Source organism: Maribacter antarcticus DSM 21422, assembly GCF_000621125.1.
Taxonomy (GTDB): domain Bacteria; phylum Bacteroidota; class Bacteroidia; order Flavobacteriales; family Flavobacteriaceae; genus Maribacter; species Maribacter antarcticus.
Map to the genome: position 1 here is coordinate 569,474 of NZ_JHZC01000004.1, position 13,198 is coordinate 582,671.

8 protein-coding genes are annotated in these 13,198 nt (G+C 40.4%); 5 read left to right on the forward strand and 3 right to left on the reverse strand.

The features are described from left to right. The first annotated feature begins 30 nt into the window (after positions 1-30). From Q360_RS0102485 to Q360_RS0102505, 5 genes are read left to right on the forward strand one after another with little or no spacing between them, the layout of a single operon-like run. A complete protein-coding gene (locus Q360_RS0102485) occupies positions 31-2,403 on the forward strand; it encodes a PSD1 and planctomycete cytochrome C domain-containing protein (protein WP_051554532.1) in 2,373 nt (790 codons plus the stop codon). 2 nt (positions 2,404-2,405) lie between these two features. Next, positions 2,406-3,899 carry a DUF1501 domain-containing protein gene (locus Q360_RS0102490; protein ID WP_027075680.1) on the forward strand — a complete coding sequence of 498 codons (1,494 nt, stop codon included), beginning with the start codon at positions 2,406-2,408 and terminating at the stop codon, positions 3,897-3,899. Then, positions 3,899-4,933 (forward strand): NHL repeat-containing protein, encoded by a 1,035-nt coding sequence (locus Q360_RS0102495; RefSeq protein ID WP_027075681.1) that lies wholly within the window; start codon positions 3,899-3,901, stop codon positions 4,931-4,933. Before Q360_RS0102490 ends, Q360_RS0102495 begins: the two co-directional genes overlap by 1 nt. Beyond that, positions 4,933-5,742 (forward strand): chitobiase/beta-hexosaminidase C-terminal domain-containing protein, encoded by an 810-nt coding sequence (locus Q360_RS0102500; protein ID WP_027075682.1) that lies wholly within the window; start codon positions 4,933-4,935, stop codon positions 5,740-5,742. Before Q360_RS0102495 ends, Q360_RS0102500 begins: the two co-directional genes overlap by 1 nt. Before the next feature lies 1 nt (position 5,743). Continuing rightward, positions 5,744-7,804 carry a chitobiase/beta-hexosaminidase C-terminal domain-containing protein gene (locus tag Q360_RS0102505; protein ID WP_027075683.1) on the forward strand — a complete coding sequence of 687 codons (2,061 nt, stop codon included), beginning with the start codon at positions 5,744-5,746 and terminating at the stop codon, positions 7,802-7,804. A gap of 476 nt (positions 7,805-8,280) precedes the next feature. Here Q360_RS0102505 and Q360_RS0102510 read toward each other — a convergent pair whose 3' ends face one another. From Q360_RS0102510 to Q360_RS0102520, 3 genes are all read right to left on the reverse strand, one after another. After that, positions 8,281-10,041 (reverse strand): arylsulfatase, encoded by a 1,761-nt coding sequence (locus Q360_RS0102510; RefSeq protein WP_027075684.1) that lies wholly within the window; start codon positions 10,039-10,041, stop codon positions 8,281-8,283. 103 nt (positions 10,042-10,144) lie between these two features. Then, on the reverse strand, positions 10,145-11,782 hold the full coding sequence (locus Q360_RS0102515) for a M1 family metallopeptidase (RefSeq protein ID WP_027075685.1): 1,638 nt from the start codon (positions 11,780-11,782) through the stop codon (positions 10,145-10,147). A gap of 58 nt (positions 11,783-11,840) precedes the next feature. Then, complete coding sequence (locus Q360_RS0102520) at positions 11,841-13,172, reverse strand: M28 family metallopeptidase (protein WP_027075686.1); 1,332 nt, start codon at positions 13,170-13,172, stop codon at positions 11,841-11,843. Positions 13,173-13,198: the final 26 nt, after the last annotated feature.

Below are 13,198 nucleotides of genomic sequence, written 5' to 3' on the forward strand. Positions count from 1 at the left end.
TAAATGGCATAATTCAGGTTCACTATAGCTATGAAACTTAATATATATATAAGAAAGAAGGATTTTTTAAGGGGAGTTATCGTATTTCTTTTTATCACTCTACTAAGCAGTACTTATTATTCTTGCAAGGAAAATCCTTCCGTTTCGGAAAAAGTGATCGCACAAGCAGATCTAACCGGTATTCCCGATATTATTGATTTTACTTTTGATGTAAAACCAATACTGTCCGACCGTTGTTTTATATGTCACGGTCCTGATAAAAATGCGATTGAGGCAGGACTTTCGTTACATAAGGCTGAAGATGCTTATGCCGCTTTGGGAGAGTTGAAAGACCGATTTGCCATTGTCCCGAACAAACCTGAAGAAAGTGAGCTAGTTCATCGTTTATATTCAGAAGATCCCAATATCCTAATGCCTCCTCCAGAGTCTAATTTAGTACTGACCTCAAAAGAAAAAGCTATTTTAGAAAAATGGATTGCACAAGGAGCTGAATATAAGGAGCATTGGGCGTTCATTCCTCCAGTAAAGTCTGCTGTGCTACATACAAAGGTTACAGACTGGGGTATCAATGAAATAGACAATTTTGTATTGGATAAATTGCAATTGAACGCACTTACTCCATCACCTGTAGCTTCTAAGGAAAAGTTGATGCGCAGGGCTTCTTTCGATTTAACTGGACTTCCTCCCACACCAGAACAGGTTCAGGAATTTGTGAACGATACTTCGGAAGATGCTTATGAGCGTATGATTGATACCTTATTAGGCACCAAGGACTATGCAGAACACATGGCTACGGAATGGATGGATATTTCGCGCTATGCGGATACCCATGGCTATCAAGATGATTTTGAACGTACCATGTGGCCTTGGAGAGATTGGGTAATCCATGCATTTGATAAAAATATGCCCTATAATGAATTTGTGACCTATCAATTGGCCGGTGACCTTATGCCAGACGTAGATTTAGAAAAAATAGTAGCTACAGGCTTTAATCGCAACCATAAAATAACATTTGAAGGCGGGACTATACCAGAGGAGTACCATATAGAATATGTTGAAGATCGGCTACAAACTTTTGGAACCACTTTTTTAGGACTTACCGTGGAATGTGCTAGGTGCCATGATCATAAATACGATCCCGTTAGTCAAAAAGAACATTTTGAGCTCTTTAGTTTTTTCAACAATAATAAAGAAAAATTAACAATTCCTTTACCGGGAACTACTCCGGAACCTTATGTTACCATTACGGAAAAGGATACGGAAGGTGTCTTAAGTTTTGTGAACATGCAAAATTCACGCAAAAAAGAACTGGATTTAATGGTGATGTACGAAAGGGAAGAAATGAAGCCAGCCTTTATTTTAAACCGAGGTGCTTACGATCAACCTACCGATGCCGTATTTCCAGATACCCCAAATTCTGTATTGTCATTTCCTGAGAGTTACCCAAGAAATAGATTGGGCCTTTCTAAATGGTTGTTTAATGAAGAGAATCCTTTAACGGCCAGAGTCACTGTAAATAGGCTATGGCAGCGTATGTTTGGTACCGGTTTGGTAAGTTCTTCCTATGATTTTGGAAACCAAGGAGCATTACCTACACATCCTGCGTTATTGGACTTTTTGGCTATCAAACTGAGAGATGAAGGATGGAATACTAAAGCAATGTTGAAGTATATGGCGCTGTCCGAAACGTATAAACAAAGTACTGTCACGACACCTGAACTTTTGGAACAGGATCCTGAAAATAAATTATTGGCACGCGCTTCACGACTACGACTAACCGCTGAAATGATACGGGATCAGGCATTGGCCATTAGTGGGCTGCTGGTAAAAGAAGTAGGCGGACCAAGTGTAAAGCCATATCAGCCAGCGGGTATCTGGGAGGAGACCACGGGCGGTGGCGGTGGTAGCACTTCAAGCTATGTGCAAGGTACAGGAGCCGATTTATACCGAAAAAGTTTATATACGTTTTGGAAAAGAACAGTACCACCGCCTAGCATGATGACTTTTGATTCAGCCTCTAGGGACTTATGTTCTGTAAAGCGCCAGGAAACGAATACCCCGTTGCAGGCCTTGGTATTGTTGAATGACCCACAAATGGTAGAGGCTGCAAGGGCGCTAGCGACCACCACGGTTAAGAAGTATCCCGAAAATATTGAAAAACAATTAGGGTATGTATTTCAGAAAGCGACCTCCAGATTACCGGATGCGGAGGAAGCGACTATGCTTTTGGAGCATTACAAGGATATGCGTACCAAAATGGATAATGGTGTATTTACCGCGTCAGAATATATGGGCATAGGAGAATTTAAGTCGGACACAGGCGTTCCTGAAAAGGACTTAGCATCCTTGGCATTGGTTGCACACACCGTACTTAATTTGGATGAAACAATTACAAGAGGATAGCTATGAGTGAAAAGAAAATTTTAGAAGATCGTTCACTTTTTTTAAATAGAAGATCTTTTTTGGGAAAAGCGGCCTTAGGTGCCGGCTCTGTTGCATTGGCTTCCTTATTGGGGAACCAGTTTTTTAGTAAGGATAAAAACGGTATCCTTACTAAGGATAATGACTTCGGCGGTAACAATGGTGTTATGAATGCGCTGCATCACGCCTCAAAAGCCAAAAGGGTTATTTATCTGTTTCAAAGTGGTGGCCCTTCACAATTGGAATTATTTGACTATAAACCTACATTGATTAAACGTAGAGGAGAGGAATTACCCGACTCTATTAGGCAGGGACAACGGCTAACGGGAATGACTGCGGATCAGTCTAGTTTTCCCTTAGCAGGTTCTGTCTTCGATTTTAAACAGTACGGACAGAACGGAACGTATATAAGTGATTTACTGCCCTATACGGCAAAAATGGTAGATGATTTATGTATTGTGAAATCGATGTATACGGAAGCGATTAATCATGACCCAGCGGTAACCTTCTTTCAGACAGGTTCACAGCAACCAGGTCGCCCAAGTATGGGGTCTTGGTTGAGTTACGGATTAGGTAGCGAGAATAAAAACTTGCCTGCCTTTAGTGTGCTTTTATCGAGAGGATCTGGAAGACCAAGTGGTCAGCCTTTATATACAAGATTGTGGGGTAATGGATTTTTACATTCGTTGCATCAAGGGGTTCAATTTAGGGCAGCAAAAGATCCGGTGCTGTATTTGAACGATCCCAAAGGAGTCACAAAAGAGGGAAAAAGAGCTATTTTGGATAAACTGGCCGAAATGAATGATAAGCAATTCCAAGATTTCGGAAACCCAGAGATACAGAGTAGAATAGCCCAGTACGAAATGGCCTATAAAATGCAAACTTCGGTTCCCGATGTAATGAAAACAGACGACGAGCCCGATTATATTTATAAAATGTATGGGGCCGATGCTAAAATCCCAGGCACGTATGCTGCGAATTGCCTTTTGGCAAGAAGGTTGGCAGAGCAGGATGTGCGATTTATACAATTATACCATATGGGTTGGGATCAGCACGATAACCTTCCGGGAGCGATAGAAAAACAGGCTAAGGATGTAGATCAAGCATCCGCAGCCTTGGTCGCTGATTTAAAGCAACGGGGTCTTTTGGAAGATACACTCGTTATTTGGGGTGGGGAGTTTGGTAGAACTAATTATTCTCAGGGTATTCTAACGGATACCTCTTATGGGCGTGACCACCACCCAAGATGTTTTACGATGTGGATGGCCGGCGGTGGCATAAAACCGGGAGTCGTTTATGGGGAGACCGATGAATTTGGATACAATGTTGTAAAAGACCCTGTGCATGTGCATGATTTTCAAGCCACAATGCTTCATTTACTGGGTATAGACCATGAAAAATTGACCTATAAACACCAAGGTAGAAGGTTCCGATTGACGGATGTGGAAGGTCACGTACTTAACGATATATTAACCTAATGGAAAGAAGAAAATTTGTTAGGAACAGCAGTATCCTTTCAGCAGGGATAGTTTGTGGAATTGCTCATCCCAATGTTTTTAGCAACTATAAAGATGCTATTATTGGACATAATTCTCATCAATATAAAATCGATTTACAATGGGGTGCTTTAAATTCTAATTTTTACCCCGTCAACGATTGTCATGAAATGGTTCAGGATTCTAAGGGTAGAATATTACTACTTACCAACCATACGAAAAACAATGTTATTGTATATGATCGTTCTGGAAAGCTTTTAGAGGTTTGGGGAACCGACTATCCCGGTGCACACGGACTTACCTTAAACGTAGAGAATGGGGAAGACGTGCTTTATATTGCAGATAATAATCGGCATGAAGTGATTAAAACCAATATCAAAGGACAGGTACTTCAGGTATTTCCCTATCCAAAGGAATCCGGAAAATATAAAACCAAGGAAAGCTATGTTCCTACAGAAACTGCAATCGCTCCTAATGGAGATGTCTATATTACCGATGGTTACGGGGAGCAACACATAATGCATTACAATGCCAACGGAGAACTTTTAAATATATTTGGAGGGCGGGGAGAAGAAGACCATCAGTTTAACAATGCACACGGTATTTGTTTAGATACTAGGGATGCTGCAAATCCAACATTATTGATTACCGCTAGGCAGCAGAATAAATTAAAACGCTTCAGTCTTTCTGGAGAATATTTAAGTACTATTGATTTGCCGGGAGCCTTTATTTGTAGGCCCGTAATACATGGAAAAGATATTTATTTGGCGACGATTTGGTCGGGAGATGGATCGGAAGGAACTGGTTTTATTAGTATCCTTAACGAACAAAATGAACTGATATCGGCACCCGGTGGATGCAATCCTGTGTATGAAGACGGCAAACTAAATCCCATGCACCAGAGTTTAAAGGTATTTCATCATCCGCATGATGTTTGTGTTGATGGCGATGAAAATTTATACGTTGCACAGTGGAATTCAGGAAAAACCTATCCTATTAAATTATACCGTGTATAATGCGTAGTACATTCTTTCTTATTTTAGGTTGCTGTGTCATTTTTACATCTTGTAAGGAAAAAGAAATTGTTGTCTATGCTGCCGCTGAGATCTTTGAGCTTGCCGATCCTAAAATTGAGGTAGACTCGCTCCTGTTCAATACTTCAGCTAAGGTAGCTGCCGTTTTTAATATGGAGGGAACAGAGATTAGATACACCATAGATGGAAGTGAAGTAACAGCTAATGCACTTTTATATCAAAGCCCCTTAACCGTAAACGAACCAACCGAGATTAGCTTTCGTGCTTTTCATTCAGACTATGTACCAAGCAAAGTGGTTCGTATGCGTTTATTGAAGGTGAAAAAAGACGTGTCTACAGCAAAAGTAAGCCTTACGCCCCAAGCTGATTCTAATTATCGTGGTCCTGGAGCCAAGGGCTTGGTTGATTTACAAAAAGGAACAACACAATTTAGAGCTGGTACCCATTGGATGGGTTTTCAAGGTGATCAAATTAGAATCTTGTTAGACTTTGAAAACGAAACTTCTATTTCTAAACTGATTGTAAGCTCCTTAAACGACCATGGCTCTTGGGTTTTTCTTCCAAAGAGCATTCGTGTATTTACAGACAGAAAAGAGCAAATAGGAAGGATGTCGATACCACTGCCAACAGCAGTTGAACCAAAAAGTATATCCCTATTGGATGTTCCTGTGATTGCCGGGTCGTATAAAAGCATAGAAGTACATATTGATTTATTGGAAACGATTCCACAATGGCACCAAGGAAAAGGCACCGCCCCCTTCTTTTTTATCGATGAAATTTTAGTAGAATAATATGACGTATTTATTTATAAATATTGGTAATTTTCATCCTGTTTTGGTTCACATGCCCATCGGGATTTTGATGTTTGCCTTTGTTCTTGAAATATACCAACGTGTAAAACCAGCTGAAAATTTAGGGAACAGTATTAAATTGGCCCTTGGTTTTGGTGTGCTAAGTGCCCTAGCGGCTATAGGAACAGGACTTTTATTGGAGGAAAGCGGCGCCTATGATGAAGAGTTACTCTTTCGGCATAAATGGATGGCAATCTCACTTACGCTAGTATCCATAGTTATTTTCTTTGCCAAAGAAGCTAAAAAACCACTTCTAGCCAAATTGTATTTTCCATTATTCATCGCAGTAAATATCATGTTGGTTTTGGCTGGGCATTGGGGTGGAAGTATGACGCACGGGGAAGATTTTTTAACCAAAGCTAGCTCCTCAGATAAAAAGAGTATCGAGAATGTAGACGAGGCTATCGTATACCGGGATATTGTGCGGCCCATTCTGGATGCTAAATGTGTGAGTTGCCATAATGCTAAGAAGGCAGAAGGGAACTTGTTAATGACATCTCAGATGGCACTTCTTGCCGGAGGGGACACTGGAAATCCTTTGGATTCGGTTTTGGATTTAGGGAAGCCCTTAATGGCACACCGTGTGGCTTTGCCTTTGGAAGATGAGGAACATATGCCACCTAAGGGAAAAGTACAATTAACACCCAACGAAATTGCATTATTGAATTGGTGGATGGAAAATAAAAACTGTTTTGAGTGCAAAACGACAGATTTGGACCGAAATAAAAAAATACAAGCCTATTTAAACGACTTGGAAGCCGATACTTCTACCAGATCCTTGTTGGCTAAATCCTTAGAGCCCCCTTCCGCCAAGTGGTTGGCTGAAGTCGCTGCCACTGGAACTTCTATCTACCCGCTAAAGGAGGGTAGCCCATTGTATATCGTTTATTTGGCAAATAAAACAGCATTGAGCGAAGCATTCTTTGACGTGCTGGGTACCTATTCCGAAAATATTGTGGAACTAAATTTAGGAAATTCGAATTTTAACGATACATTGGTTTCAAGCCTTGGGGCGTTTGAAAACCTTACCAAATTACAACTACAGAATACTGCCATAACAGATAAGGGATTCCAAGCAGTAGCAAAATTAGATAATTTAGAATCCTTAAACCTGTATGGAACTTCAATTACTGACGCAGCTTTGGAAGATATTAAAGCCCTGTCAAAACTGACCGACCTATACCTATGGCGGACCGAAATTACCGATGAAGCAATGCGTGCTTATGCGGTTTTAAACCCTAGCACCACCATTCATAGTATAGATATGGATATGTTCAGTGCTACGGAGTTATTACCACCTACCATTGTGGCGGCCAATTACTTTATAAAAGATACTGTTACCGTCGAAATAAGCTACCCTTTTGATGATACGGCTATTTATTATACCTTGGATGGTAGCGAGCCAGATACCACTTCAGTCAGGTACTCCACACCAATTATAGTTTCCAATACCGCCAACCTTAAAGCGGTAACGGCGAAAGAAGGCTGGGGCATAAGTGAAACTGCCTTGGCGTATTTTAAGAAAAGTACTATTGATTATAATGGTATAGTACTAAATAAACGGCCGGCTGAAAAGTTTACTGGTGCCGGTGGAGGTATGCTAGGCGATTTACAACGAGGTTCCACTAATTTTGTAGACGGAAAGTGGCTTGGGTATGAAGGGTCACATTTTAATGCTACGTTTGAACTGGACAAAGTACAAGAAATAAGCTCCGTTTCCGTTGGGGCTTTATCCGCACCTGGGAGTTGGATATTTTTCCCTACCGGTTTCATTATATCCGTTTCGCAAGATGGTAAGCGATTTACGAGATTGCATAAAGAAAGCCTTCGACCACAAAAACCTGATTCAAGTATTTCGCTCAAATTTTTTGATATCGAGTTTGTTAAAACAACGGCAAAATACGTTCGCGTAGAAGTGAAGAGTATCCTTAAGAATCCTACTTGGCATCAAGACCCTGGAGGTAATAGTTGGTTGTTTGTAGATGAGATTGTGATTAATTAAGCGTGTTTCACATAAAAGAGTACCAGTCTTCCAGCTCCATAGAAGACGGGGTGCTAGCTATGTCCGAGATACTGCGGGTAGTTTTACTAATAAAATCTTTAGAATAAGCGTTTTCTTCCTAACAAGGAGGGATTAAGGGAAGCGTTAATTTTTGTTGTCTGTTTGAATTAAGGCACGAGTTTCACACAGCCCTTAGTCCCCTTTTTCTAGAGTTGAAACTAGGCTGTTTTATTTTTGTTTAAAGCGTATATATTTCCCATATTATAGCAGGCGTTGAGATAACATTAGGCAGCCTCATACACTGTAAAGGGAGCTGTAGATTTGAGTTGTCTACTTAAAGTATGCTAGCATCTATTTGTAATAAAGCGGTTATGATGCAGATGAGATGGTATTTAATTGGGTGTGTTATTGCGCTTCTGTTCGCACTATTTTTTTTCTAATAGTTACTTTTTCTTTCTTGTAGTAACCTCAGAGTGTTAATCAAGCTTTTTCATTTCAACCCAAAAAGGAAATATGTTTTTTGAATCTATGGCGTAGAACGGAATTAAATCACAATCCATTTGAGAAAAATATACGTTTTTCATCTCAATAGTATCCACCCCCTCTTTTTTATTTACCATTTGCTTAACCAAGGTATTCGCCTCTAAATACATTTTACCATTTGCCTTTACTGGTTTTATAAATTTAAATAGTATATCATAGTGCCCTTCGGCAATACTAACGTTCCACTTGCCATAAACTTCTTCTTGGGCCCAAATTCCGCGTTGGCCTCCTGCATCATTTCTGTTCAAAATAACAGGGTTTTCGGCTGCACTTCCAATACCAATCCGAGGCTGGTTAATGAGGTTTTCAGAAGCTATTAAATCATGGTAAGTTTCATCTAGTTCTTCTTTGAGATTGGTGGCGATAATTTCGTTCTCTACTATTATATTTTTTTGCTCGTAAGGGTCTTTGTCAAGATTAAATAGTTCAAAATCCTTAATAGGTGCATTATAATTTGTGTTACCTACTAGTTTATAACTTCCTTTTAATAAGGTCATGTTATAATAAAGTTCGGGGTAACGCCTTGTCCAATAGAAAAATAATGATCTGTTAGTCCACTCCTCTTTTTTACCCATAATAAGGGGCACCAAACTTTTACCATCAATGAGCGTTTCCTTAGGCAATTCAACATTACAAATTTGCGCTACTGTTGGTAAGATATCAATATGAGCAGCTCTTGTTTCCACATCGGTATTTTTTTCAAACTCCGAAGGATATCTTATATAAAAGGGTACCCGAACCCCTCCTTGGTGCACGTCACCTTTACGGCCTCGCATACCTCCTACGTATCTGGTTTGCTGCGGGCCATTATCTGTCATGAAAATAATCAAGGTGTTATCAGCAATCGCTAAATCATCCAATTTTTTAAGGAGTTTCCCAACATTGTCATCTATGTTAGTTACCATGGCATACACTTTTCTGGCATCTTCCTTATCCTTTTCCGTCATCGGTTTATGGGGTCTGGGGTCATTCTCAAAGCCAGTAGCTGGATCAATATCCTTGTAGTATTCATAGTACTTTTCAGGAACCTGTAGCGGCGTATGTGGCGCGTTAAAAGAGAGGTAACACAAAAAGGGTGCATCTTTATTCTTGTCTATAAAATTCAAAGCCTGCTCCGTAAAAATATCTGAGCAATACCCTGTGTAGGCCTCTTTTTTATTGTTGTGCCAAAGAACAGGGTCAAAATAACTTTTATCGCCTTTAAAATAGGTGGTAATATCACCAACCTGGCCCATTCCTCCAGAAAGATGTATCACCGATTCATCAAATCCCTGATCAGTTGGTCTGCTGGGGTAATTATCGCCTAAATGCCATTTACCAAAAATCCCACTTTTATAATCTGCTTGTTTAAGCATTTCGGCAATGGTAACTTCATTTGATGCCATTATGGCGCCACCGTTATACGTATCTCTTATACCTGTGCGCAACGAATAGCGACCAGTCATTAGGCTTGCGCGGGTTGGGGCACAGACAGGGGATACGAAAAAGTTGTTGAAACGAGTACTCTCTGTCGCAAATCCATCAATATTTGGTGTGCGTACATGTGGATTTCCTGTGATACCAAGATCTCCGTAACCCTGGTCATCGGTCATGATTATAATCACATTCGGCCGGGGTTTTTGCTGTGCAAAACTTACCACAGAATAGCATAAGAAACACGATAATGTTATTAAAAATAGCGATTTTATTTTCATGTTTTGATTTAATTTATCTTGTTTTTACCCCGTGTGTAAAGTAACTAATTGGTGTGTCTATTTTTTCTAGTAGCATCATAAACTTCTAAAAGTTTACATGCAACTATATCTCTTTCACATCAATATAAAAATTAGAATCTACTTCAAAAGTTGCATCCCTTTGGTACTTGGCTGCTCTTTTCCATGCTGTCGTAGGGTTAATCCAGACTGCCTTGTCATTCATGAATACGCGTATGGGCATATGTAAGCCATCAACTACATTGGTATACCTGTACTTTAGTTTTTTTCCATCGATGGTGTATTCTAAAATGGGTATCATAGTAGTTCTTAAATACTGGTCAAAGAATTTATCTAGTTTCAAATTTGTCTTTTTGGCAATATAATTTTCTATCTGTGCCGTGGTGACCGTTTGGTGGTAAAAATCTTTGTTTAATCCTCGTAGGACTTGACGCCATTTTTCATCATCATTTACCAACTGTCGGATGGTATGCAATAGGTTGGAACCTTTGTAGTACATATCTCCAGAGCCTTCAGAATTCACATTATACGTACCAATAACAGGTCTGTCATTTTTTATATTTTGCCGTAATCCTTGAACGTAGGCTTCGGAAGCTTCTTTACCATAATGGTAATCTAGGAATAGGTTTTCCGAATAGGAGGTAAAGCCTTCGTGTACCCACATATCTGCAATATCGGTATACGTGATGTTATTCGCGAACCATTCGTGTCCGGATTCGTGAATCAGCAGAAAATCGAACTTCAGTCCCCATCCGGTGCCGGACAAATCCTTGCCCAAATAGCCTTTTTTCCATTGATTACCGTAGGTTATGGAACTTTGATGTTCCATACCCAAATAAGGGACTTGTACCAGTTTAAAACTGTCTTCGTAAAAGGGGTAAGGACCAAACCAGTGTTCAAAAGCAGCCATCATTTTAGGTGCGTCCTTAAAGTGTTCTTTTGCTTTTTCTAGGTCGTCCCGAAGCACCCAATAATCCATATCGAGGATTCCTTTTTCTCCATTGTATTTTTCTCCAAAATGGACATAATCCGCTATGTTTACGTTTACGCCATAATTATTTATAGGGTTGGATACAAACCAATGCGAGGTGTTTGTTACCGTGTCTAGTTTACGCAGCCTACCGTTTGCTACATTGGTTAGCCCTCTAGGTACTTTTACGCTAATAAGCATACTATCTACTTCGTCGTACATGTGATCCTTGTTGGGCCACCAGACACTGGCGCCCAAACCTTGGCATGATGTGGCAACAAAGTGTTTGCCGTTGTCATCCCTTTTCCAGGAAAAGCCGCCGTCCCAAGGGGCACGTATCGCTTCCTTTGGATTTCCTGAATAATGCACCACAACTTCATTAAAATCTCCGGCCTTCTGTTGCTTGATCAGTGTTACAAAATGTGCATTGCCGTTGGACTTGACCGATAAAGGCAGACCATCCTGAGTTACTTTTTCAATTTTCAGGGGTGGTTGCAAGTCTACTTGTAATACTTGTTGACTTTCCAACACCCGATAGCGAATGGTGTTTTTACCGGCAATATACTTTTCATCTGGTTGTATCTCAATATCTAAATGATAGTAATTTAGGTCCCACCAAGCGCGTTCTGGAGTAATACTGCCTCTAAGCGTATCTTGTTCCGTGAACGCTCTTTTTTCTTGTTGTAACTGGGCGTTTATGCTACTGGATAAAAACAGTAGGGGTAAGAGAATAAATAGTATTGATTTGTTCATAGTATCGATGCTCATGTTGATATACTACCTGGCTTATAATTACGTAGTTAATTAGGTGTTATCTAAATATAGCATTTGGAAACACAACCTGACTCTCAAACCCATCCGCTCCAACAGAAGAAACGCCAAAGAAGTAGTTATCTATGACAATTCCTTTTAAGGTAAAATCGGTCACATCGCCTACATATCTGCTGTTGTCCCAAGTAGGGGAAGTGGTGTCTCGCCAATAAATTTTATAACCCGTTGCACCAGCTACTTTACTCCATTTAAATTTGGCTGAGGGTTCTACAATACCACCAATTTCTACTTTTTTGGGCGCCGGTGGTGCCCATGCCAAGGATGCCATATTAATAGCATTGACGGCTGTTAATTTGGCTGCATAGTCAAAATCTACATGCTCCAGTACATCGCCATAGGCAATACCATCTTCCATTCGAATATCTTGGTGTTGTTGTGTGTAATTTTCGTGCGCTTCCATAATACGAATACCTGCAAAGCCGGCATCGTTAAATGGCCTGTGGTGTCCTCCACGCCCAAAGCGGTCCAAACGGTAAATCATCATGGGATTCATGTCCGGCATGTAGGTTTTAGTCGTTTTGTGCACGTATCGGGCTAATTGTCTAGAAATACCATCCACTTCACCACCATAAAAGCGTCTGGCATTGCGTTCTTTTTCAGTTTCTGTTGGAGGTACGGGCTCGGAAAAAATCCTAAAATCCGTGCTGCTGGTAATGCCGTCCACCCCGGTTATATTTCCAATCATATCATTATTAAAAATCCCAATGATTTCCCAGCCTTGTTCTTTGGCATAGGCAGCAACACCACCACCACCAAAAAGACCTTGCTCTTCTCCGGAAAGTCCCATGTAGATAATACTATTCTCAAACGTGTATTTGGATAAGACTCGCGCGGCCTCTATCGCCCCCGCCATGCCACTAGCATTGTCGTTAGCACCAGGTGAATCGTCCGTATAATTCGTAGGGTCGCTCACACGAGAATCAATATCCCCACTCATAATGATAAAGCGATTGGGGTATGTACTGCCGCGCTGAATCGCCAAAACATTCACGACTTCCACATCTTTTACAATACGTGGATTTACTCCTTTTTTGACCAAATCTTTTTGGTATATAACGTCCAAACAATTGTTACAGGTTGCAGCTATTTTTTCAAATTCAGATTTTATCCACCGCCTTGCTGCCCCTATGCCACGAGTTTGGGACACCGTGTCGCTAAGCGTATGTCTAGTTCCAAAATTAGCTAATTTGGTAATATCATTTTCTATGCGTTCCGAAGAGACCGCGTCGATAATATCATACATACGTTGGTCAGTTTGCCCAGTCATGGGAAAGACAGAAAGTACTAAAACAACTAGTAGTATTTTTTTCATTTTCTTTTTATTTGATAATACAATAT

Coding starts and splice junctions, on each gene's coding strand:
- Q360_RS0102500 (WP_027075682.1), top strand. CDS start 4,933: ATGCGTAGTACATTCTTTCTTATTTTAGGTTGCTGTGTCATTTTTACA.
- Q360_RS0102485 (WP_051554532.1), top strand. CDS start 31: ATGAAACTTAATATATATATAAGAAAGAAGGATTTTTTAAGGGGAGTT.
- Q360_RS0102490 (WP_027075680.1), top strand. CDS start 2,406: ATGAGTGAAAAGAAAATTTTAGAAGATCGTTCACTTTTTTTAAATAGA.
- Q360_RS0102520 (WP_027075686.1), bottom strand. CDS start 13,172: ATGAAAAAAATACTACTAGTTGTTTTAGTACTTTCTGTCTTTCCCATG.
- Q360_RS0102495 (WP_027075681.1), top strand. CDS start 3,899: ATGGAAAGAAGAAAATTTGTTAGGAACAGCAGTATCCTTTCAGCAGGG.
- Q360_RS0102515 (WP_027075685.1), bottom strand. CDS start 11,782: ATGAACAAATCAATACTATTTATTCTCTTACCCCTACTGTTTTTATCC.
- Q360_RS0102510 (WP_027075684.1), bottom strand. CDS start 10,041: ATGAAAATAAAATCGCTATTTTTAATAACATTATCGTGTTTCTTATGC.
- Q360_RS0102505 (WP_027075683.1), top strand. CDS start 5,744: ATGACGTATTTATTTATAAATATTGGTAATTTTCATCCTGTTTTGGTT.